The organism is Peribacillus sp. P4_B1 (assembly GCF_056402395.1).
Map to the genome: position 1 here is coordinate 20,639 of NZ_JBFUHM010000040.1, position 22,900 is coordinate 43,538.

Below are 22,900 nucleotides of genomic sequence, written 5' to 3' on the forward strand. Positions count from 1 at the left end.
TGGTCTAAAAGGCTTGCTGAAGATCGTGCCAGATGTCCTGCCAAGCTTCAAGGCCAACTGAGAGACGGACCAGTTGGTCACTGATGCCCATTTGTTCCCGCGATTCTTCAGGAACGGCAGAATGCGTCATGGTAGCGGGATGCTGGATCAATGTCTCGGCATCCCCTAGACTGACGGCAATTTTGATAAGTTTCAATTTATTGAGGAATTCCTGTGCTTCCTGTTTTGTACCATGCAATTCGAAAGAGATAAGGCCGCCTCCGTGTTTCATCTGTTTTTGCATTATATAATGATCCGGTGAAGCTTCATCACCTGGATAATATACCTTTTTCACCTTTGGATGTTTCTCAAGTTCATGAAAGATGTTCATTGCATTGGCTGAGTGACGGTCCATCCTGACAGGCAAGGTCTTTAACCCCCGCAATAATAACCAGGCATCGAATGGTGAAATGATTCCACCGATATCCTTCTGTGTAGTCCCAGCTACCTGATTAATAAAGTCCTTCTTACCAACGACAAGGCCCRCAACGACATCCCCATGTCCGCAAAGATATTTCGTAGCACTATGAAGGACGATATCACACCCATATTCAAGGGGTCTTTGTAAGTAGGGTGTCGAAAACGTATTATCGACTACAATCGTCACATTATATTCCTTCGCTACTCTCACTACCATCTGTAAGTCAATCATTTTCATCGTCGGATTGATCGGGGTTTCTACATAAATGCAGGTCGTTTCCGGCCGAATCATTTTCCTTACCTTTTCTTCTGTATCCATTTCACAAAAATCATGAGTGATGCGGTATTTATTTTTCATTAACTGCAGAAGGCCAAAAGTACAACCATATAAACCCTGTGAACACAGGATGTGGTCATCCGTTTTAGTTAAGGCAAAAAGCACCGCAGAAACTGCAGCCATACCTGATCCGAAAGCAAGGCCAGCTTCCCCGCCTTCCAAAGCTGCAATCTTTTCTTCCAGCACTTGTACCGTCGGATTTCCAAGGCGTGAATAAATATATCCATCTTCTATACCGGCAAAACGCCGTTCCCCTTGCTCGGCCGTTTCAAAAGTGAATGTTGAGGTTTGGAATAATGGTGTTGCCAAGCTTCCTAAATGCTTCTTCGAGTCATATCCTTCATGTATGACTGCCGTTTCAAACTGTTTATACTTTCCTGTCATAACATCTCCTCCTAACCTATGTCTATTGATATCATATGTCAAAAATCCACATAAAGGAAGCGTTTTCATACATAGATATCCCCGTTGTAAAAACCCATAATTTAGTATGTGTGATATACTTTCACAATCTGGTATTTATAGTTGAAGACTTCGGGAGGGCACAAGATGAACAAATTCATTTTTGGTTTTCTGGTCATTTTAACGACTGCGTTAATGGGTTCTTCATTCGCTATAGGAAAAATTGGCTTAGCGTATACTTCCCCAATGTTACTTGCAGCGATTCGGTTCATCCTAGCAGGTTTCATCATGGCCATTGTCATCAAGCTCATCAAACGGCCGCATCCAAAAAAGATCAAGGATTGGTCAAAGTTGAGTATCATCGGTTTTTTCCAGACGGCTGGTGTAATGGGATGCATCTTTGTAGGTTTAAGGACCATTTCAGCCGGGGAACTTTCGATCTTGACATTCATGAACCCATTACTAGTGGTCATTTTTGGAACGCTATTTCTTAGAACGATTTACACCTTGCAACAATGGTCGGGAGTTTTGCTCGGTTTTATTGGCGTTTTTATCACAATGGGGGCACATCTTGATTTGAAGACCGGTACTCTTCTTGGATTGATGTCAGCCATTTCGTGGTCCATTGCGACCCTATTGATGAGAGTTTGGGGACATACCTTCGACACTTGGGTCATGTCAGCCTATCAAATGCTGTGCGGAGGTTTTCTCCTGCTCATTGGATCATTTCTTTTTGAACAGCCCTTTTTCAAGATTTCCCAGGCATCCATCCTTATTTTGTTATGGCTGGCCATCATGGCATCCATCGTTCAATTTTCTGTTTGGTTTTTCCTATTACAAAAGGGGGATTCAGCCAAAACGAGCGCCTTCCTATTTCTAGCTCCCTTTTTTGGTGTCCTATCTGGCTACCTCTTGCTGGATGAGCCTGTTCACTGGTACGTTGCGGTTGGAGGTTCACTCATTTTCATCGGCATATTTTTGGTTAACTGGGAATCCCACCATACAGTGGAAAAGGCATGTAGAGTGGATTCTGCAAAATGAATCTCCACTTTAATTTCAAGACGAGAAGGAGTTCAGGCATGTTTGCGGATTGTATCTGACTCCTACAAAAAAAAAGAGACAGCCGCAACGGCCATCCCTTTTCCCCAACTCATTCATCGACTACGATGTTTCCACCATAGAAAGTTACTCTCGTTAATGGAATCTCCAGTTCACGAGCCATTTTTTTCAACTCTCGCTCTTCTCTTTCCGTTACGATTGAAATAACAGTGCCATCTGCACCTGCACGCCCTGTTCTCCCTGATCTATGGATATATTGATCGATGTTGTCAGCCATATCAATATGAACGACTGCTGTGAGGCCTTTTATATCTAGCCCTCTTGCCGCTACATCCGTTGCGATCAACATCGGGGATTTTCCGGAACGAAGCTTGCGCAGCGCCTTCTCCCGGTCGACTTTATTGGATTCCCCGTGAAGCACACCCATTTCAACACCTTTATAACTCAGCTTTTCATGTAGGACGCTCAACTCTGCTATATCGTTAAGGAAGGCAAGGGCCTTCACATCTTTAAGTCTTGTGATTTTCTCAAGAATCTTGGATTTTTCCCGTCTCTCTACAACAAAGTAAAGATGGTCCACTTTCGATTCCATTTTTTCATGCTTATCGACCTTGATCATTTCGGGTTCATTCATGAATCCTCTGGCCGCTTTTTCCGTTTCCTCTGGCAGGGTTGCCGAAAATACCATGATTTGCCGGTCTTTTAGCGTTGTTTTGATAATATTATTGATCGTTCCCATATGTTCTGGAGTGATCAATTGGTCACCTTCATCAAGTACAATCGTCTTAACTTCATGCATCTTCAATTTTTTTTGGGCAATCAATTCGTAAATCCGTCCTGGTGTTCCAGCAATGACCTGTGGATGCTTCTTCAGTTTGTCCAACTGCCTTTTTACATTAGCACCGCCGATGAATGCTGCACCAGTTATACCGCTTCCCTCTGACCAAATACGAATTTCTTCATTGATTTGCATGACCAGTTCACGGGATGATGCTAAAATCAAAGCTTGGGGCGATTTTTTTTCAGGATCTATCTTTTCTAGCAATGGCAATAAATAAGCTAAAGTTTTTCCGGTTCCAGTCGGTGATTCAGCCAAGATGTCTTTTCCCTCAACAATCACGGGAATCGCTTTCGTTTGAATCGGGGTAAGTTGTCCGAACCCGGATTTTTTCCAGACCTCTTGTATATATGGTTTTCTATCGTTCACTAATGCAGGTAATTCGCTCATATCGTTCTCCTTTAATATAAAACTTTTCCTATCTTTCATAGTACCATTTATTCTTGTCCAGTAGCCAACGGAATACGAATTGTAACCGTCGTTCCTTTGTTTATCTCACTTTCAAAATGCATTTCCCCATCAAGGCGATGAACGATCTTCCGGCAAATCGCAAGCCCGATCCCTGTGCCCTTTTCCTTTGTCGAATAGAAAGGTTCACCAATCCGTTCAAGGCGCTCGGGTACCATTCCTATACCATTATCACTCACGCTGACTACAGCTTGATCATCGATGATTTGCAGCGACAGATCAATTTTCCCATTATCGTCAATCGCTTCAATGCTGTTCTTGACAATATTGATTATCAACTGTTTAAGTTCGATTGTATCAGCCATAATATAAATCGGTTCGGCGGTTTTAACCCTGAACCCCATCTCGATATTATTCAAATTCGTCTCTGCTTTCATTAACGTGAATACCTGTTGTAAACTGTCGGCAAGATCAATCCTTTGGAAAGCGACATCCTGTTTTTTTCCGAGAACCAACAGTTCACTCGAGATTATATTAATTCGATCAATTTCCTTTAACATGATATCAGAATGCAGCGGATTGACTTCCTTCGTCATATCCATTAACTGTACGAATCCTTTTAACGATGTCAGCGGATTCCTTATCTCATGTGCCACGGCCGCGGCCAGATGCCCGATTACGGATAGCTTTTCAGACATGATCATCAATTCCTCTTCGCGCCGTGATTCAGTAATATCCCTAACGATTGCATATACTCCAAGCAACTCCGCTTGTACGATGATCGGTAAAAAGGTTACACGGATTATCCGCTCTTCACCACTCTTATTCTGAATGGTCGTTTCGAATTTTACCGCCTCGCCTTTAAGGGACTGTATAAAGAAAACAGATACCTTTTCCCTTTCATTCCAGTTGATGAGATGCTTCGCATTCTTGCCTTTCAAATTGTCACTGTTATTACCTAACAGCTTTTCAGCTTCCGGGTTAATCGAAACGACATTACCTTCAAGATTCAGTTCAAGGACACAATCCGGGTTATGGTTGAACAGCGACTGATACTGTTCATCCTTCAGATTAAATTCCTGTTGGGACCTCAACATTTTCCCTGTCCAATACCTAATTATGAAGTATAAGAAAAGCCCGGTTATGAAAATGAAAATCCACCCTTTGGAATGTTGAAACATTGCATATATCTGAACATCTTCCTTTGCCTGTGTCATAGAGATATAATCCGTAACGATAATCCATAAGACCCCAATGATTATATATATAATAGCCACTTTACATGCAATTTTATGAGATTGGTTCATGTTTTATCCTTTGTATTGTTTTTTGGTTTATTATTCCCAAATCACTCAAAAAAAGCCCTCATGTTTTCAACATAAGGACTCTTTGGATATTGTATCATATATATTGCATTCATTGTTTCATATCTCTAAAAAATCCAGCACCATTTAACTGGACTGTTTCAAAGGATCAAGAGAGGTTTTTGATGGCCTGATTGAATTCCTCTTCTATATCTTTTGAAGGCTTGGCCGATAATAAGCTGAAGACAACCACCGCTATTGTACCAGCAATGAAACCGGGAATGATTTCGTATACTTCAGAGAACTTATCGATCATTTCCCAGATGATCACGGTTGCGGTACCGACAATCATTCCCGCCAGTGCTCCCCATTTCGTCATTCGCTTCCAGTACAGGCTTAACAAAATGACCGGACCGAAAGCCGCTCCAAAACCAGCCCATGCGTAACCCACCAATTTAAGAATCGTACCACTGGGATTAAAAGCTAAAACGAGGGCTATGGCAGCAATTGCCAAAACGCCGAACCGTCCCACCAGCACCAATTCCTTATCCGATGCATTTGGCCGAATGAACTGCTTATAGAAATCATCCGTCAGAGCACTTGCCGAAACTAACAGCTGAGACGCAATCGTACTCATGACCGCTGCTAAAATTGCCGCCAACAAGAAACCTGTAATTAAAGAAGGAAACAGTTCTTTAGCTAAAAGGATGAAGACAGACTCTGCATTTCTTTCCCCTAAAGGACTGCCTGTCAGGTTAAAATAAGCAATCCCTACCAATCCGGTGAACATGGCTCCTACGATAGCAAAAATCATCCAGCCCATACCGATTCTTCGTGCACTTTTCAAATCTTTAACAGATGAAATCGCCATGAATCGAACGATTATATGAGGCTGGCCGAAATAACCAAGTCCCCAAGCCAGAAGTGATATGATGCCTATGGTTGATGTTCCTTCAAAAGCATGTAATAAATTCGGGTTAATCGATTTTATTTCATTGAAGGTAGGATCCCAGCCACCAATATTTACAATCGTGACAACTGGTACTAGAATTAAGGCAATGAACATAATCGTACCTTGTACGAAGTCCGTCCAGCTAACAGCCAGAAATCCGCCAAATAATGTATAAAGAATAACGACGCTCGCCGTCAGCCAGATGCCCCACCGGTAATCCAAATTGAAAGTGGAGCGGAAAAGCTCACCGCCTGCTACCATACCTGAAGATGTGTAAAAGGTGAAGAAAATTAAAATGACCGATGCTGATACCACTTTTAAAATCCGGGATTCATCTTTAAAGCGATTTCCCAGAAAGTCGGGAATCGTAATCGAATTGTCCGCTACTTCCGTATATGTCCGAAGTCGAGGCGCCACGAATAACCAGTTTAAATAAGATCCTGCACACAGGCCGACGACAATCCAGCCAGCACTTAAACCGCTTATGTACATTGCACCCGGCAGACCCATCAATAGCCAGCCGCTCATGTCGGATGCGCCTGCACTCAGTGCAGTTACAGCTGGGCCCAGGTTCCGTCCGCCAAGCATATAATCTGTTAAGTTGGCCGTTTTCCGATAGGCGAAATAACCAATTAACAGCATACCTGCCATGTATATCCCAATTGATATTATAATTCCATAATCCAAAAATGAATCCTCCTATTACTTATTGGTTTTGTGATAAATATAGGTTAATTTTCATCTTGTAAGCTTATCAGAAAAAAAAACATATGTTAAGAAGTTCTTGCACCTTTCAATGATTTCACTTTCAATATAATTAAGATATAAATGAATTTTGGATTCATTTATGAGATTAGATTATTAGGAGGAATACGCCCATGCAATCCTATATCGATCAGCCAGATGGAGTCTTTCCCTCTGTTTGCTCGCTTGACTGTCCTGATCAATGCGGTTTACTGCTGCACAAAAAAGACGGGAAAATCATTAAAGTCCTGGGGGACCCTGATCACCCAGTCACCAAAGGGAATATTTGCAACAAAGTCCGAAACATGACTGCCCGCCTATATGACCCCAATCGCTTAAAGCAGCCATTAAAGCGCATCGGCCCGAAAGGAGAAGGGAATTTCACTCCAATCAGCTGGGAAGAGGCCATTGACACAATCACTTCAAAGTGGAAAGAACTGATCGAAATGCATGGTCCTGAAAGCATACTTCCCTACAGCTTTTATGGAAACATGGGCAACCTCAGCGCAGAGGGGATGGATCGGCGTTTTTTTCACAAACTCGGTGCAAGCATGCTTGAGCGCTCCATCTGTAATGCGGCCGGCTCAGTCGGATACAGCTATACAATGGGTGGTTCATTCGGCATCGACCCTGAAGAAACGATTCATACAAAGCTTTTCATCCTGTGGGGCATCAACGCCGTAAGCACAAATATGCACCAAGTTACGCTTGCCCAGCAAGCCCGAAAAAATGGGGCCAAAGTAGTTGTCATTGACGTACATAAAAACCAAACCGGTAAGTGGGCAGATTGGTTCATACCGATTCTTCCTGGTACAGACACTGCCCTCGCCCTCGGTTTAATGCATATACTATTTGACGAGAATCTAGTCGATCAGCCTTTTCTCGATGAATACACAGTGGGTGCTGCTGAATTGCGCGAACACGTCCGCCAATATGAGCCTGCGACCGTCTCCGCGATCACTGGCGTTCCAATTGATGACTTATATGAATTAGCCAGGATGTATGGCACCACCACTCCATCATTCGTTCGCATAGGCAATGGCCTGCAGCACCATGACAATGGCGGCATGGCAGTACGTACCATTGCCTGCCTGCCTGCACTTACCGGACAATGGATGGTGGAAGGCGGCGGAGCCATCAAAGGGAATTCAGGCTATCTTGCTTTTAATACAAATGCCTTAAGACGTCCTGATTTATTGAATAATAAAGCTACCCGGACCATTAATATGAACCAAATCGGTCAAGCTCTTTTGGAAAAGGATAACCCGATTAGATCCATGTTTGTATACGGCTCCAACCCAGCACTTGTCGCTCCGAATGCAAATAAAGTGAAGCAAGGTTTAATGCGGGAAAATCTATTCACAGTGGTACATGACCTATTCTTAACCGAAACGGCCATGTATGCTGACCTTGTCCTCCCTGCCACATCATCTTATGAAACGGAGGATTTTTATAATTCATACTGGCATAATTACGTCCAAATACAAAAACCTGTAGTCAATAAATATGGCGAGTCGAAATCGAATGTTGAATTGTTCAAACTTTTGGCTATTGGAATGGGCTTTGAGGAACAAGCTTTTAGAGATTCAGAGGAAGAAATGATACGGCAGGCGCTGGATTTTCCCGATAACCCGCACTTAGATGGCATCACCTATGACTCCCTATCAAGGAATCAATTTGTCAAAGCAAAGATGCGCCGGATATTCCCAGGTAAACTACCGACACCAAGCGGAAAAATCGAACTTTACTCAGATCGGATGAAACTGGATGGATACCAGCCTCTGCCAACATATACACCAATCATAAAAGACAGTGACCTGCCATTTTTATTCATACCGGCACCTAATCACAACTTCTTGAATTCAACCTTTTCAAATAATGCCAAACATATCTCCTTGGAAAAGGAACCGAAGCTGCACATGAATGCCGCTGATGCCAAAACATTAGGAATAGCTTCCGGAGATATGGTTAAAATCTGGAACGGACGCGGTGAATGTTTGCTCACCGCTGCTCCCGGTGAAAATGTGTTACCCGGCGTACTAGTCAGCCAAGGCTTATGGCAGAATACACCTGAGACCAAACAACACATCAATTCCCTAACCCCAGATCGCCTTTCAGATATGGGTAATGGCGCCGTTTTCTTTTCAGGACGGGTGGATCTTGAAAAAGTCCAACAAAAGTAAATCAATGTCCAGCAACCTTTGAATATATCTCCGATTTTCGGATTTTATCTGCGGTTCTAGAAATATATCTACGATTTCCGGATTTTATCTGCGGTTCCAGAAATATATCTGCTATTTCCGGGATTTTATCTGCGATTCTAGAAATATATCTACGATTTCCGGATTTTATCTGCGATTCCAGAAATATATCTACGATTTCCGGATTATATCTGCGATTCTAGAAATATATCTGCTATTTCCGGGATTTTATCTGCGATTCTAGAAATATATTCATGATTCTGGCATTATAACTGCGATTCCACAAAAAAGGCTGTTCCCCAAGGAACAGCCTTTTCGTCAAGCTATTTACTCTTCATCAAACCAACCTGTTGGTTGAATATCCAAGTTGTTATTGATTTGCTTCACTTCCGTATAAGCCTCGTAACCAAAAGTGCCGAGTTCACGTCCATTTCCACTTTGCTTGAATCCTCCCCAAGGAGCTTCATTATAGGTCGGATGATATGAGTTTATCCACGTGATGCCGGCACGCACTTTTTTTATGACACGGTATGCTTTTGCGATATCATTCGTGAACACCGCTCCCGCTAAACCATATTTCGTATCATTGGCAAGTCGAAGAGCTTCAGCTTCATCCTTGAACTTTTGAACGACAAGCACTGGGCCAAAAATTTCTTCCTGTACAATACGCATATCCGGTGTCGTATCAACAAAAATGGTAGGTTCGACAAAATATCCCTTTTCCAAACCGTTTCCTTTAATTCTATTTCCACCGACGATTAACTTGGCTCCTTCTTCCTTTCCGATTTGGATGTACGATAATATTTTGTTCATATGTGCCTCTGAAACGATAGGTCCCATCTGGCTCTTTTCATCAGAACCTGAACCTACTTTGATCTTTTTTGCCTTCGCAGTAAGACTTGCAATGAACTGATCGTAAATGGACTCTTCCAACAATAAACGGGATCCTGCTGAACACACTTGCCCTTGATTACAGAAAATCCCGTATAGAGCGTAATCCACTGCAGTCTCAAAGTCAGAGTCCGCAAATACGATATTAGGTGATTTCCCGCCGAGCTCCAATGTCACCTTCTTCAGGTTACCCAGTGAAGCCTCCATGATCTTACGTCCTGTTTCCGTTCCACCCGTAAAGGCTACTTTATCGATTTCCTCATGTTCGGCAATGGCCTGTCCGACAACTGGTCCCGCTCCTAACACAAGGTTTGCGACACCTTTTGGCAATCCGACCTCATCCATGATTTCAAATAGTTTGACCGCTGTCACTGGTGTAACCTCCGATGGTTTGAACACAACTGAATTTCCTGCAGCAAGTGCCGGGGCCAGTTTCCAGGCTGACATCATTAGAGGGAAATTCCAAGGAACGATCTGCCCGCATACACCGATCGGTTCCCTTACGACCATCGCTTGCTGACCATCAGGAACTTCGTAAGTCTGACCAGTCGGTTTTGTAGCCAACCCTGCATAATATCTAAAACAGGCTGCTGAATCATCTATGTCATAACGAGCCTCACGCAACGGTTTCCCATTATCCAATGTTTCCAACGCAGCAAGTTCTTCAGCCTTTTCTTCTATTTTATCGGCAATTTTGAATAAAATGCGAGCTCGCTCCACTGCCGGAGTACCCCACCATCCACCTTCATAGAATGCATATTTCGCTGCTTCGACCGCTGCATCCACATCTTCCTGTGTGCCTTCCGCAGCTGTAGCAATGACTTCTCCCGTGGCCGGATTCAATACATCCCTCTTTTCACCTGAAGTCGAATTCACCCATTTTCCATTGATGAACATCTTTAAGTCCAGTGCTCCCGTTCCTTCCTTTTTCGTGTTATTTTGTAAAGTTTCCTGCATCTAAATTCCTCCTCGGTTTTAAGTTTTCTACCTATATATAATATGAGCAAGATTCATGCCAGTTTGAAATAATAGGGAAATCACGTTTTCTTCCCCTTTCCCGTCAACCATTTAAATTCAACCGTGAATTACCTATTCATTTTCGCATAACATATGGGCAATCCTTCATCTCAGACTTTTTCAATATTCCTAGAAAAATGAAACCCGCAGCTCAAAAAAAGAGATGAGCAGCTGCTCATCTCTTTTTTTGATTAATTTCGGTTAATAATGACCAGTTTCATTTCCGTCATCTCTTCAATGGCATATTTCAGCCCTTCGCGGCCCGTTCCGCTTTTTTTGACTCCGCCATATGGCATGTTGTCGACACGGTAAGTTGGGATATCATTAATGATAACACCGCCGACTTCCAATTTTTCTGCGGCAGAAAGAGCCAGATTGATATTTTCTGTGTAAATCCCGGCCTGCAATCCAAATTCGGAATCATTGACCAAATCAATCGCTTCCTCAACGGACGAAACCTTATTGATCAAAACAATGGGAGCGAAGACTTCCTGACATGATACCTTAAGCACTGCATCCACTTCCAGCAACACAGTCGGATGCAGGATATTCCCTTCAGATTTGCCTCCTGCTGCAACAATCGCACCGTGTTGTCTAGCCTCACCGATCCAATCCAGGCTTCGCTGTACATCACCAGCGCTGATCAATGCCGAAATATCCACCGACGGGTCCAAAGAATCTCCAAGTTTCAAGCCATTTGTTGCTTCTATGAATTTTTTGACGAACTCATCATATACCTCTTCATGAACATATGCACGCTGTAAGGAAATACAGACCTGCCCTTGAAAAGCGAATGCTGCCGATACACAGCGTTGGATGATTTTGTCGATATTGATCCCTTTATCAACGATGACAGCCGCATTCGAACCTAGTTCAAGGCTCACTTTCTTTATTCCTGCCTTATTACGAATCCCGATTCCGACAGCCGGACTTCCAGTAAATGAAATGCTCTTCACCCGTGAATCGGTGACTAATTTATCACCAATAACCGAACCGCTTCCGGTAACTAAATTAAACGCACCTGCCGGCAAATCAGTTTCGGCTAATAGTTCAGCAAGAAATAGCGAAGATAGCGGTGTTTGGCTCGCAGGTTTCAGGACAAGTGTATTTCCGGCAGCAATGGCTGGGCCTACTTTATGGGCTACAAGGTTCATCGGAAAATTAAATGGAGTAATCGCACCCACAACGCCAAGAGGCTCACGGACGGTGTATCCTATTCTTCCCTCTCCGTCAGCTGTAGCATCCATCGTCAATGTTTCTCCATGAATCCTTTTGGCTTCCTCTGCTGCAAATTTATATGTGGCAATTGTCCGGGATACTTCAACCATTGCCGTTTTAATCGGTTTCGCTGCCTCTTTAGCAATAATTTCAGCTGCCTCATCTTTGCGGCTTTCCAAAAGACTCGCGAGCTTTTCAAGTATGGCAGCGCGTTTATGACTAGGCAAAGCTGCCATTGTTTTTCTAGCTTGATAGGCTGATTCTATTGCCAACTCGACATCCTCAAGGCTTGCAGAAGGAATCTCCGCCAGAACTTCCCCGCTATAGGGAGACTTTAGTGTCGTGAACTTTTCAGCTTCTTGCCATTTACCATTAATGAATAATTTCTTTTTCAGCGTTTCCGTCATTACCATCACTTTCACCTCTTATAAAATTTCTTTTTCGACAGCAGTAAATGTCTCATCAAGGATTTCAATTATTCTTTCGACTTCCGATTTAGTAATAATTAAAGGTGGGGCGAATACGAGTGTATCTTGATCAAACGTAACAGACCGGCAAATCAAACCATTCTTCGCCGCTTCAGCAACCAGTCTTGGAGCAAGCTGTGTCTCAAAGCCTTCACCTGTTTGTTTGTCCTTTACGATGGAGATGCCGCCAATTAATCCAAGTGCCCTGACATCACCAACAATCGGGTGTTTGCTTTGAAGCTTCTTGAAGCCTGCAAGCAACTCTTCACCACGCTGTTTCGAGTTTTCTATCAGGTTTTCACGTTCAATTATTTCAATATTTTTCAATGCAACCGCACAAGCCATAGGATGGCCGCTGTATGTGTAGCCGTGTAAAAGCGTACCTTTTGAAAGGGCAATGAAATCCTGATGCATCTTATCATTCAGGACGACACCGCCTAACTGTGCATATCCGCTCGTCACACCTTTTGCGAAGCACATCATATCAGGTACAACACCAAAATGTTCAATCCCAAAATAAGTCCCTGTTCTTCCGAAACCTGTAATGACTTCATCCGTCACCATTAAAATGCCGTATTCATTACAAATCTCCCTCACTTCCTTAAAATAGCCTTCAGGAGGAAGGTTCACGCCACCGGCCCCTTGAATCGGTTCAGCGATAAATGCCGCAATCGTTTCTGGTCCTTCCTGTTCTATGACCTTACGCAACTCTTCAATGGAAGAACCGTCCACATGGTAAAAATCCGGTGCGATTGAATTCGTGAAGTCCCGGAACGGCTTCAGGCCAGTCGCACTTGTAGCTCCCATTGCCACTCCATGATAGGATTTCGAGCGGGAAATGATTTTTTGACGATTAGGCTGCCCTTTCAAAAGCCAGTAATGACGAGCAAGTTTGATGGCCGTATCATTCGACTCTGATCCACCTGAAGTGAAGAAAACTGCATTCAAATCCCCAGGAGCGATGGAAGCGATTTTGGACGCCAACCGGATTGCCGGCTCGTTGCTGAAAGTGGCGAAACTTGAGGTGAAAGCTAGCTTCGCCATTTGTTCCTTCGCGACTTCAGCCATCTCTTCTTGTCCATGTCCAATATTCACATTCCAAAGTGAAGCCATGCCATCAATGACTGTCCTGCCCGTGACATCCGTAAGATATATTCCCTTCCCTTCCTTAAAGATGAAACTTGGACCATCTGCCTGCTGTTGCTCGATTGCCGTAGTCGGATGAATAAAATGCTTTTTATCCAAATCGATTAATTCCTGAATACCCGTCTTCTCTTTAATCATGTAAAAAACACCCTTCTCATGTTATGGATTTTTTTCAAGCTAATTTATTTTTATATTTATATATATAGATATAGCAAGATGCATGCCAAATTATATGAGTCTTATATTAAAGGTATTCAAGGAACAACGATTCATAATCAAATCATCACGAGCATGTATTGATTCATATATAAATCATTCGATTCGTATTCAAATCATTAATCACCCCATCCATTACATTAAGTGCTAAATGACAGGCATATTGTCGAGTTTCAACGGCGACGATGTTTACAACCCGAACGATAATTATTCCAGCAAAGCAGAAACACTGGAAAAACTAGAAGAAACGAGCATGCTAAGATCCTTGAAAGCTATCGAAAGGGAGATTCCCCAATGGGGGGCTTAAATGAATATGGACTTCTTGAATTGGATGCAAATTGGGCTGCCTCGCATTTTCCGTGTCCGTGGTAGAAATAGAAGATATGATTCAAGTATTGCAATCCCTTGACCCCATTGGAGTTGGGGCTAAAGATCTGACTGATTGTTTACTCATTCAGCTGTGGGAGCTTGAGGATTAATGAATTGGCATATACGATCGATAAAAAGCACTAACCGGATTCAGCAGAAAAACCTACAGGAAAACCATGAAGACCTCGGTATACCTGAATCCTCTAAAAGGCGCAGCCTTTAAAATCAAAAAACTGACAACGTTAAAAGTGCAGCCAGTTTTTATTTTTAGTTTTTCGGTGTTCACAAAGGCACTTACCAGGATCCACGGAAATTATTGAATACGTACATTCAATAGGACTCTTCCAGAATATGTATCTTCCGAAAGAGCCTTCTATATTTTCACTGCTTCTTTCATTTACAACCACTTCGTGATGGCTGCAGGTCCGTTGCCTTCCCCTCCAACGTAAATGTGTAAACAGGATTAATCTTTTTAATCGCCCATACTGAATGAGTGCCTTCTGGTTTTTTCTCAGAAAACCATTTCCTCACAACAAAAACCCCTAAACCAGGGGCTTCATAACTTTGTAAAGATTAACTTTCCAATACCTGTGTAACTGATTTTCCCAAACCCTCCCCAGTTCACTCGAAGAGGGTTCAAAATCCATGTCCTTCATTTATTATAAAAGTTTCATCTTTTACCCCATTTATCCTCGAAAATAAGTTCATCCATCGGCCTTCTTTTTTCCCAATTGGCAAGTTCAAGAATGGGTTTATCCGGATATTGATCCGTATAGCCAATTGACATGAGTGCAATGGGTTCTACATGCGGCGGAATCTCCAAAATGTCACGAATATCATTCTTCTTATAAAAACTTACCCATCCCATTGCCAATCCTTCCGCACAGGCAGCCAGCCACATATTTTGAATTGCACAGGCCGTTGATAGGATATCCGTTTCCGGAATAGAGTTCCTCCCCAAAACATGGGAGCCGCCACGTGTCGGGTCACATGTTACACAAATGGTGTAAGGTGCTTCTTTTAACCCTTCCACTTTCAAACTAAGAAACTTATTTTCTTTACCCCCTTCATAATGAATAGCTAGTGCCCTTCTTTCTTTATCCGCTGCCCATGCCAAACTGTTCTTGGTTTCCTGAGATGAAATTACAATGAAACTCCAAGGCTGCATGAATCCTACAGACGGCGCATGATGTGCAGCCTCCAAGATTCTGCGGAGTATATCCTTTGAAATGGGCTTGGGCAAAAAACTCCTGATATCCCTTCGGTTATAAATGGCTTTATATACGGCTGCTTGTTCTTCATTATTAAACATAATTTCCCCCCATGCTTCTGGCTCCCCAGAAATTTATCTAAAAATTCAATATGAATTTTACAGGTAAACCCTTACAATTAAAAGTGACTTTCCAGATATCCCAGGATTCAGCTCGTTCCGTCCACAACAAGATTCGCTCTTTCTTGCGGCCTTTGCGCGTCAACATATAGATCTTCATGAACCATCCAATTATCCTCCCACATTTGACGCGCATCTTCACCATCCCGCTCGAGGCCACGTTTCAAGCGCTGATCGCGGGGACATTCCACCCATATCGTGAAATCATGGGACCCTGCCAATTCTTTACGGATAGAATACGTCCCTTCAATAATGACAAGGCCTCCAGCAGGAACGATATGCCATTCGGCCATAGTGTCCGTTTCCCAATCATACCTTTGATACCTTGCATCATTCCCTACAGTAAGCGGTTTTAGGATTTGGTTAAAAACCCGTTCCCAATCACAATCCGCTCCAATCTGTTTTTGGGCTGGGGGCAACTGGATCCTTTTCGATGATGGCAAATAAAAATCGTCCATATGAACGACTGCGCTACCTGGACACTTTGCATGGATAAGGGAAGCGAGTGTACTTTTTCCAGACCCGCCCCGACCATCGATGGCCATAATATATGGAGATCTTTTTTGGGAAATTTCGTGAATTTCAGCAATAAGATTTTTAATCGTATACTGTCCATTAAGTGTTGGAAAGTTCATAAGCATTCCTCCTATACTACTTATTTCTATTCGTCCTCCCTTATATTCCTTCCTTGTGGGGATAAAATGAAAAAAACTAAGAAGAAGGTGCTAGTAATGAACAGAATCCAATTTGCCGCCATTTTCGATATGGACGGCACCTTGTTTCAAACAAACAAGATATTAGGTTCTTCACTTGAAAGAACATTTGAGATACTTCGATCAGAAGGGAGCTGGACAGGGAATACCCCGCTTGCCAAGTATCAAGAGATTATGGGCGTCCCGCTGACAGTCGTATGGGAAACTCTATTACCTAAGCATCCCGATCATATTCGCCGACAGGCTGACCAACTTTTTTTAGATTGCTTGATTCAAGAAATCAAACAAGGGAATGGTCAGCTTTTCCCCCTCGTCATGGAGACCTTGTCAACGATCAAACAGCTTGGAATTTCCATTTTCATTGCTAGCAACGGTCTAGTAAAGTACCTGGAAGAAATCTGTTCTTATTTTGGGCTGCATGAATTCGTTACGGACATATATAGCGTGGAAAGGTCCTCGAAAGGCTCGAAGACCGAATTAGTGCAAATGTTGTTGAAAGACTATCGAATTGATAGCGCCATTGTGATTGGGGATCGAAAATCCGACATCGAGGCAGCAAAGAAAAATGGCTTATCGGCTGTAGGCTGCCAATTTGGATTTGCCGAAGAAAATGAATTGGCTGATGCTGATCTGTTCATCGCAGATTTTTCTGAACTTCAAGCTTACCTTTCAAAATGGATACTAAAGTCCGCTCACCAATAGCTTTTCCTGTTCTGCAAGCATCACGGCTATCTTATCCTGGATTGCCGTAATGCCCTTTTCTTCCATGAAATTATTCACGATGATCGAAAATATGACTCTTTCCCCTCTTTTGGTCGTCACATAACCTGATAGAGAGCTCGTTCCTGAAATGGTCCCTGTTTTCGCACGAACGTTCCCAGCTGCATTTGTCCCTTTCATTCTCTTTCTAAGCGTACCGCCTACCATCCGCTTTTCATTTCCTGCAATCGGCAAAGCGTTCAAGTAAGCAGGAAACCACGTTTTCTCCTGTACGGCATATAGCAGTTTCGTTATTTCATTCGCTGGAATCATATTGACTTGGGATATGCCAGATCCATCACGCATCTTGATTGTTTGCATATTGAGACCCAAACCCTTCATTTGATTTCGAGCGACCTTCAAACCATCTTTCCAGCTTCCCTTCCCTGCTGCTTCTTTGCCCATTTCTTTCACCAAAACCTCAGCATGGCCGTTATTGCTCAATTTCATGAAAGGAATAAGCAGTTGTGAAAGTGGCATGGACTGATGAGTGGCGATCAAGTCCGCTCCTACAGGGGCTTTTCCTTTTTTCCTTTTTCCCAACACTTTAATTCCATGTTTCTTCATTGACTTTTCAAATAGGCTCAGGGCATATTCTGTGGGATCTTTCACTGAGATCCATTCTTCGGTCACCCCGGCATGCTCCGGAATGGTCCCGGTGATTGTAATGACATCTGTGCCATGAGACCGTTCGACTTCAATTTCCTGTTTGCCGTCTGCCGCTACTGTTTTCGTTTTGTTGATGATCTTCACGTAATCCGTTTCAGGCTTCAGCATCACCTTTGCCATTTTGCCAGCCTTTTCCCCGGGGGTTATCTCCACGATGATGGTACCGGTATCGTAGTCATCATTCGGGGAAGCGGTTAACGCTGAAACAGCTGCTCCGTAATATTCCTGTTCATCGCTCCAGACCAAGTCTCGGGAATAACGGATATCATCATACCAAGAATCATCCCCTATAAGATCTCCATGAACGAGCTTAACTTGCTTGTGCTTCAGTGACGATGCCAGCTCATCAAAATCCTTTTCCAATAATGTTGGATCTCCTTTTCCCTTCAGATAAACATTCCCCTGCAGAACATGGCCAACCTGCACCCCTTTTATGTATAGTTCCGTTTGAAAAACGTGATCTTCCCCTAATGTTTCCAGCGCAGCTGCTGCAGTCAAAAGCTTAAGGTTCGAAGCAGGCCGCAATCTCGTTTGCGACCCTCGTTCATAAATCAGTTCCCCCGATTCCGCTGATCGGATGGAAATTCCCGTTAACGCCCCTGCCAACCCTGGTGAATCATCCAAAATTTGTTGAATTTCCTGTCCTAGGTTTCCATCATCATTCGCAGCCTGCATCGATTCTCCATTAAAAAAACAAATCAAAAACAGGAAGAATATAAAACTCAACTTCCTTTTATATGTCAAACCTATCACTCCCACTCTAAAAACTCACCACCTCTATCTTGTCCATTTTAAAGTCATTTAAAAAAGAAAAAATTCCACATGATGGTCTCTATTTATACATACTCAAGAAAGGCAGGATTATTCGACCGCCATCCAATGGAATCCAATTGGCGATCCTTACTTCATGATTCATTTACATGTACGATTACAGGGAACTTTTTTGAATGATAATCCGTATAAGTATAAAGACATAGTAAGGAGTGAATATATGTATTCAAAGATATCGCCACCAACGAAGAAAATTTCCAAAGAATCCGTGAAGGTATGGCGGATGACCGAAGCCATTACCAATTTCATTACCCTCGCCGTCTTTTGCATCCTATTATATGTTGATGATTATTTCGCTTGGAAAGAATGGATTGGATGGATTTTATACGGACTTATCACATTATCTTTTTTCCATGCAATCTGGTCCATCTTCATTGAACCAATCTTGTTGCAAAAGTATTGGCGTTACGACGTGAACGAAGAATTCATTCAAACAAAACGCGGAGCTTGGAGTGAAACGCATGAACTCATTCCGATGACGAAGGTTCAGTCCGTCAAATTGAACCAAGGCCCGTTTTTGCGAAAATATAACCTTTATTCACTAAGTATCGGAACAATGGGGGACTCACATGCCATACCTGCCATCCCCGAGAAAGAGGCGTATGAATTACGAGATAAAATTGCCCATTTCGCTAAAATTAAGGAAGTGGATTAACGATGGAAGAACATGTAAAACGATTACACCCTTTCAAAATCCCCTTCGAATTATGGAAATTGCTGAAAGGGAATGTGTTTTTCATAATCATGCTTTATGTCCTGAACTTCGGTTCTGAAAAGATGTATATGAAGGTACTCCAAATCGTTTTTTTAGTTTATCTGATTTGGAATGTCCTTTCTATCATCCTTAAATGGTATACGTATAAATATCAAATCAAAGAAGGAACCATTTATATTACCTCAGGGATCATTTCGAAATCTTATCGAACGGTCCCGCTTCATAAGGTACAGAATGTTCAACAACGTACGACGGTATTCCATAAGATTTTCCGCTTAACCTCCTTAACATTCGAAACAGGGATGACTGGTGATCAGGGTACCTTGCCTTTTGAGGTTATTTCCCGAAAAGAGGCCGAACGGCTTGAGGGGGAATATTCCTCAAAACAGGAACTTCAGGTTATCGAATTGGATAGCCCCGAAGAACGAAAAACGAAGGATATGGAACCAATTGAAAAAACGATCCATTTTACGCCAACTAAACAGGATGTGCTGAAAGCTTCCTTTACATCACTCAGCTTTTTGGCTCTTATCCCAATTGTGGCTACGTTATATAATACACTCGATGATTTTATCAATTTGGAGAATGCCGAAGGGTTCTTTGCCAAGTTATTGGATACGTGGTGGATCATAACCATCGTTCTTGTCGGCCTCATATGTATAGCCGTTGCCTTCGGAATCATTTCTACATTCGTTAAATATGGAAAATATGAAATTTCATCCGATCACGATCGTATATATATCAAGAAGGGTCTACTGGATGAATCTGCTTTTTCCATTCAGAAAGAAAAAGTACAAGCTGTCGAAATCTCCCAATCAATCATTAAAAGGGTGCTAGGCTTGGCAGAAGTGAAACTGATCAGCGCAGGAAGTACGGGTGATGAAGAGCTAGAAACAAATACTCTCTATCCTTTTTTATCGATTGAAATGGCATATGGAATGGTAGAAGAGGTTTTACCCGCTTACAAAGTGGAACGGTCAATGGAGTCGCTATCAAAGCAGGCCTTCAAAATCCGAATGCTGCGGCCCAGCTTTTTCTGGATTCTCACAACAGTGGCAATCTATTATTTCAAACCCTCCCTATGGTATATATCGCTGATTTTACTCGCCATCATTTATACATTGAGAATTCTAGATTACAAAAATAGCCGTTATTTATTAAATGATGAGTTTATTCAGTTTAAGTCCGGAAGTTTGGAAACATCACTATTCATTACCAAAAGAAGCAAGGTCATTCAAATTGAGGTGGAACGTACGAAGTTGCAAAAGCTTTTCGGGCTTGCCTCAATCGAAACGATCAACCGCTCCAAGCCTGTGCACCATACAAAGCTCCAAGATGTATCCGTTGAATATGCTGACGAGTTTTACACATGGTATACGGGCAGGACAAAAAATATCCAAGTCGAATAAGATTCAATGATTGGAAGAGTTGACTATAGCGGTCTTTTTTTTCATCTATATTCCACTCCATGCCAACCGCAGAATACCTTATATTTATGTTGGAGATTCCGACAAAATTAATATTGGCAATTTTCCAACTTCAATCTTCAAAAAAGGGCAAACAGACCGAAATATCTATAGAAGCCAAAATTAATTAGAGGTATATAAGGAGGATTGTCCATATGAAAAGACTGAAGGACTGGTATTTTAATTCGCTAAAAAAACAAATATTGATTCCCTTTTTAGCTTTGATCATGATAAGCGGAATGGCCATCTCCTACATGAGCTATAAAAATAGTATCGATATGACGACCCAGGTACTTACCGTAACGACGGAAGAGCAAGTAAAGTCAATGAACGATTCTTTCGAAATCTTCTTTCAAAAAACGGAGAATCAATTGGATAGGATCGGTAAGTATCCTATCATGAGTAATTCTGATAAGTACCCAGAATCCATAATGGATGAGTTTTCCAACACACAGTCCAGCAACTCTGAAATAAATGGTTTATACCTCGGCACTGAGAAAGATGGAAAAACATTAATATTCCCAAAAGCTGAATTGCCGGCTGACTTCGACCCAAGACAAAGGGATTGGTATCAATCCGCATTGAAACAAAAAAACAAGACCATTTGGACGGAACCTTATACAGATCGGGCGACCAATACACTTGTCATCACGGCAGCAAAGGCCATATATGATGGTGATGAATTAATAGGCGTGATCGGCGTCGACATTTCGATCGATACATTGATCACGATGGTTAATCAAACGAAATTCGGAAAAACTGGCTATACCGTTTTGCTTGATAAGAAAGGGATATTCGTTACACATCCTGACAAGAAAAAAATTCAACAGGATATATCAAAGGAAAATATCTTCAGAAAAATGAAAAGTGAATCCGGTTCAATGATAGAGGAATATGAAGGGCAAAGCCGGATCATCGGATACGCCACCAATCCAACCACTGGATGGCGAATTGCTGGAGTAATGGAAGAAAATGAAGTGATAGCCCATGCAAGCCCGATGATAATCGGTAATATCATCACAATGTTGATCGTCTTTACTGTCACTGCACTAACTGCCATCTTTATAACCCGTTCTTTAACAACTCCCATTAAAAAGCTGCAAGAATCCATTCGGAAAATGGCTGACGGCGATTTCACACCCAGGACTTCCATTCCCAGAAAGGATGAGATTGGGCAACTTTCAGAAGACACCAACATAATGACCAGGAATATGAGCCATATGTTAGGGGTTGTCAACAACCTTTCCGATAAAGTATCCGATTCATCCATGACACTGGTGGCTAGTGCAGATGAGAATTCAGCGGCAGCTAACGAGGTGGCCCTGACTATGGAACAAATAGCGGCCGGTGCCATCGACCAAATTGAAGTAGGGCAGAATAACGAAAGGGCTGTAAAGCTTTTGGCTGACAAAATCAATGATCTTGAAGCGCAAGCGAGCAATATGGCCACGGAATCCGAAAATATGTTCAAGGCTTCCGAAAACGGAATCACTCAAGTGCAAGGCCTAAAACGGCAATTCAATGAAACTTCCATGATATCCAACAAGATGAGTACGGCAGTCAAATCTTTGGATGCACGGTCAAATGATATCAATGCGATTGTAAAGACCATAAGCGGAATTGCCGGACAAACTAATTTACTCGCTCTGAATGCTGCCATCGAAGCAGCCAGGGCAGGTGAACATGGAAAAGGGTTTGCAGTTGTTGCCGATGAAGTGAAAAAACTGGCCGAACAGACGAAAAACTCACTAAAGGAAATCTCGGAAATCATTCAAGCCATGCAAACCGATACAACCAATACCGTTGATTTGATTGACCAAGTCAATCAAAAAATCCATCTTCAGGATACTTCTGTAACGGATACGGAAAATGCCTTCAGTCACATTGCATCCATTATCGCGAATACATTCAGCAATTTTGACGAAATAAAAAAGATGATGAACGAAATGGTATCCGAGGTCACACGGATGGCGAGTAATGCAGAACAATTAAACTCGATCAGCCAGGAAACTGCGGCAGGAACTGAAGAAGTATCTGCTTCCGTAGAACAAACGAATGCTTCCATGGAACAATTAAATGCCCTGGCTAGTGAATTGGATGCCCTATCCCAGGATATGCACAAGGAAATACGGAAATTTACATTCTAATCAAAAAAAGGACGGGCCCTAACGGGGTCCGTCCCAGACTGTAGACAAACTCGATGAAAATCGAGTTTGTCTATTTTTTATGAGTTGTACAATTTGGCCGTTGATTTTCCACTCCAGGCACTCGCTTTCCGCGGGCGGTCGGGGAGCCTCCTCGGCTTTCGCCTGCGGGGTCTCCCCTAGAC

General features: G+C 42.5%; 18 protein-coding genes. 7 read left to right on the forward strand and 11 right to left on the reverse strand.

Going from position 1 to position 22,900, the window contains the following annotated elements:
* Window positions 1-4 precede the first annotated feature (4 nt).
* Window positions 5-1,180, reverse strand: a complete 1,176-nt coding sequence (gene megL, locus AC1DVK_RS19775; RefSeq protein ID WP_477627203.1) for a methionine gamma-lyase — start codon at window positions 1,178-1,180, stop codon at window positions 5-7.
* Window positions 1,181-1,345: 165 nt separating this feature from the next.
* On the opposite strand from megL, the gene AC1DVK_RS19780 reads away from it, so the two are divergent.
* Window positions 1,346-2,239, forward strand: coding sequence for a DMT family transporter (locus AC1DVK_RS19780; RefSeq protein ID WP_477627204.1), 894 nt, complete (start codon window positions 1,346-1,348; stop codon window positions 2,237-2,239).
* 109 nt (window positions 2,240-2,348) lie between these two features.
* On the opposite strand, the gene AC1DVK_RS19785 is transcribed toward AC1DVK_RS19780, so the two are convergent.
* The 3 genes from AC1DVK_RS19785 to putP form a co-directional block, all read right to left on the reverse strand.
* On the reverse strand, window positions 2,349-3,485 hold the full coding sequence (locus AC1DVK_RS19785; RefSeq protein WP_089362602.1) for a DEAD/DEAH box helicase: 1,137 nt from the start codon (window positions 3,483-3,485) through the stop codon (window positions 2,349-2,351).
* 47 nt (window positions 3,486-3,532) lie between these two features.
* Window positions 3,533-4,720, reverse strand: a complete 1,188-nt coding sequence (locus AC1DVK_RS19790; protein ID WP_477627205.1) for an ATP-binding protein — start codon at window positions 4,718-4,720, stop codon at window positions 3,533-3,535.
* Window positions 4,721-4,976: 256 nt separating this feature from the next.
* Window positions 4,977-6,446, reverse strand: a complete 1,470-nt coding sequence (gene putP / locus AC1DVK_RS19795) for a sodium/proline symporter PutP (protein ID WP_089362600.1) — start codon at window positions 6,444-6,446, stop codon at window positions 4,977-4,979.
* A 191-nt stretch (window positions 6,447-6,637) separates the two neighbouring features.
* Between putP and AC1DVK_RS19800 the strand changes: the two genes are divergently transcribed.
* Entirely contained in the window at window positions 6,638-8,686 is a 2,049-nt protein-coding gene (locus AC1DVK_RS19800) for a molybdopterin oxidoreductase family protein (protein ID WP_089362599.1), read from the forward strand.
* A gap of 345 nt (window positions 8,687-9,031) precedes the next feature.
* On the opposite strand, the gene AC1DVK_RS19805 is transcribed toward AC1DVK_RS19800, so the two are convergent.
* The 3 genes from AC1DVK_RS19805 to AC1DVK_RS19815 all read right to left on the reverse strand — a co-directional run bounded on the left by AC1DVK_RS19805 (window position 9,032) and on the right by AC1DVK_RS19815 (window position 13,581).
* Window positions 9,032-10,552 (reverse strand): aldehyde dehydrogenase family protein, encoded by a 1,521-nt coding sequence (locus AC1DVK_RS19805; protein ID WP_089362598.1) that lies wholly within the window; start codon window positions 10,550-10,552, stop codon window positions 9,032-9,034.
* Between the two features lie 251 nt (window positions 10,553-10,803).
* The gene (locus AC1DVK_RS19810; RefSeq protein WP_410861492.1) at window positions 10,804-12,237 is read right to left on the reverse strand and encodes an aldehyde dehydrogenase family protein; all 1,434 of its coding nucleotides are present in this window, start codon (window positions 12,235-12,237) and stop codon (window positions 10,804-10,806) included.
* Between the two features lie 18 nt (window positions 12,238-12,255).
* Window positions 12,256-13,581 (reverse strand): aminotransferase family protein, encoded by a 1,326-nt coding sequence (locus tag AC1DVK_RS19815; RefSeq protein ID WP_477627206.1) that lies wholly within the window; start codon window positions 13,579-13,581, stop codon window positions 12,256-12,258.
* A 443-nt stretch (window positions 13,582-14,024) separates the two neighbouring features.
* On the opposite strand from AC1DVK_RS19815, the gene AC1DVK_RS19820 reads away from it, so the two are divergent.
* The gene (locus tag AC1DVK_RS19820; RefSeq protein ID WP_477627207.1) at window positions 14,025-14,138 is read left to right on the forward strand and encodes an RNA polymerase factor sigma-54; all 114 of its coding nucleotides are present in this window, start codon (window positions 14,025-14,027) and stop codon (window positions 14,136-14,138) included.
* Between the two features lie 283 nt (window positions 14,139-14,421).
* On the opposite strand, the gene AC1DVK_RS19825 is transcribed toward AC1DVK_RS19820, so the two are convergent.
* The 3 genes from AC1DVK_RS19825 to AC1DVK_RS19835 form a co-directional block, all read right to left on the reverse strand.
* Complete coding sequence (locus tag AC1DVK_RS19825) at window positions 14,422-14,559, reverse strand: hypothetical protein (RefSeq protein ID WP_410861484.1); 138 nt, start codon at window positions 14,557-14,559, stop codon at window positions 14,422-14,424.
* Between the two features lie 139 nt (window positions 14,560-14,698).
* Window positions 14,699-15,340, reverse strand: a complete 642-nt coding sequence (gene bluB / locus AC1DVK_RS19830) for a 5,6-dimethylbenzimidazole synthase (RefSeq protein WP_089362595.1) — start codon at window positions 15,338-15,340, stop codon at window positions 14,699-14,701.
* 107 nt (window positions 15,341-15,447) lie between these two features.
* Window positions 15,448-16,053, reverse strand: coding sequence for a uridine kinase family protein (locus tag AC1DVK_RS19835; protein ID WP_284471895.1), 606 nt, complete (start codon window positions 16,051-16,053; stop codon window positions 15,448-15,450).
* A gap of 96 nt (window positions 16,054-16,149) precedes the next feature.
* Here AC1DVK_RS19835 and AC1DVK_RS19840 point away from each other — a divergent pair, with 96 nt between their 5' ends.
* Window positions 16,150-16,833, forward strand: coding sequence for an HAD hydrolase-like protein (locus AC1DVK_RS19840; protein WP_375166261.1), 684 nt, complete (start codon window positions 16,150-16,152; stop codon window positions 16,831-16,833).
* On the opposite strand, the gene dacB is transcribed toward AC1DVK_RS19840, so the two are convergent.
* A complete protein-coding gene (dacB, locus tag AC1DVK_RS19845; RefSeq protein WP_477627208.1) occupies window positions 16,813-18,234 on the reverse strand; it encodes a D-alanyl-D-alanine carboxypeptidase/D-alanyl-D-alanine endopeptidase in 1,422 nt (473 codons plus the stop codon). The two genes, AC1DVK_RS19840 and dacB, sit on opposite strands and share 21 nt — an antisense overlap.
* 316 nt (window positions 18,235-18,550) lie before the next feature.
* Here dacB and AC1DVK_RS19850 point away from each other — a divergent pair, with 316 nt between their 5' ends.
* From AC1DVK_RS19850 to AC1DVK_RS19860, 3 genes are all read left to right on the forward strand, one after another.
* Window positions 18,551-19,045: a PH domain-containing protein gene (locus tag AC1DVK_RS19850; protein WP_477627209.1), complete on the forward strand. Its 495-nt coding sequence runs from the start codon at window positions 18,551-18,553 to the stop codon at window positions 19,043-19,045.
* 2 nt (window positions 19,046-19,047) lie between these two features.
* Entirely contained in the window at window positions 19,048-20,514 is a 1,467-nt protein-coding gene (locus tag AC1DVK_RS19855; RefSeq protein ID WP_477627210.1) for a PH domain-containing protein, read from the forward strand.
* 212 nt (window positions 20,515-20,726) lie between these two features.
* Window positions 20,727-22,718 carry a methyl-accepting chemotaxis protein gene (locus AC1DVK_RS19860; RefSeq protein WP_477627211.1) on the forward strand — a complete coding sequence of 664 codons (1,992 nt, stop codon included), beginning with the start codon at window positions 20,727-20,729 and terminating at the stop codon, window positions 22,716-22,718.
* Window positions 22,719-22,900 lie beyond the last annotated feature (182 nt).

What these genes read in the sequence shown, in the direction of transcription:
- AC1DVK_RS19840 (WP_375166261.1), top strand. Translation starts at nt 16,150, where the DNA reads ATGAACAGAATCCAATTTGCCGCCATTTTCGATATGGACGGCACCTTG.
- AC1DVK_RS19860 (WP_477627211.1), top strand. Translation starts at nt 20,727, where the DNA reads ATGAAAAGACTGAAGGACTGGTATTTTAATTCGCTAAAAAAACAAATA.
- AC1DVK_RS19835 (WP_284471895.1), bottom strand. Translation starts at nt 16,053, where the DNA reads ATGAACTTTCCAACACTTAATGGACAGTATACGATTAAAAATCTTATT.
- dacB (WP_477627208.1), bottom strand. Translation starts at nt 18,234, where the DNA reads ATGCAGGCTGCGAATGATGATGGAAACCTAGGACAGGAAATTCAACAA.
- AC1DVK_RS19785 (WP_089362602.1), bottom strand. Translation starts at nt 3,485, where the DNA reads ATGAGCGAATTACCTGCATTAGTGAACGATAGAAAACCATATATACAA.
- AC1DVK_RS19790 (WP_477627205.1), bottom strand. Translation starts at nt 4,720, where the DNA reads ATGACACAGGCAAAGGAAGATGTTCAGATATATGCAATGTTTCAACAT.
- AC1DVK_RS19810 (WP_410861492.1), bottom strand. Translation starts at nt 12,237, where the DNA reads ATGACGGAAACGCTGAAAAAGAAATTATTCATTAATGGTAAATGGCAA.
- AC1DVK_RS19780 (WP_477627204.1), top strand. Translation starts at nt 1,346, where the DNA reads ATGAACAAATTCATTTTTGGTTTTCTGGTCATTTTAACGACTGCGTTA.
- AC1DVK_RS19815 (WP_477627206.1), bottom strand. Translation starts at nt 13,581, where the DNA reads ATGATTAAAGAGAAGACGGGTATTCAGGAATTAATCGATTTGGATAAA.
- AC1DVK_RS19800 (WP_089362599.1), top strand. Translation starts at nt 6,638, where the DNA reads ATGCAATCCTATATCGATCAGCCAGATGGAGTCTTTCCCTCTGTTTGC.
- AC1DVK_RS19805 (WP_089362598.1), bottom strand. Translation starts at nt 10,552, where the DNA reads ATGCAGGAAACTTTACAAAATAACACGAAAAAGGAAGGAACGGGAGCA.
- AC1DVK_RS19850 (WP_477627209.1), top strand. Translation starts at nt 18,551, where the DNA reads ATGTATTCAAAGATATCGCCACCAACGAAGAAAATTTCCAAAGAATCC.
- AC1DVK_RS19855 (WP_477627210.1), top strand. Translation starts at nt 19,048, where the DNA reads ATGGAAGAACATGTAAAACGATTACACCCTTTCAAAATCCCCTTCGAA.
- bluB (WP_089362595.1), bottom strand. Translation starts at nt 15,340, where the DNA reads ATGTTTAATAATGAAGAACAAGCAGCCGTATATAAAGCCATTTATAAC.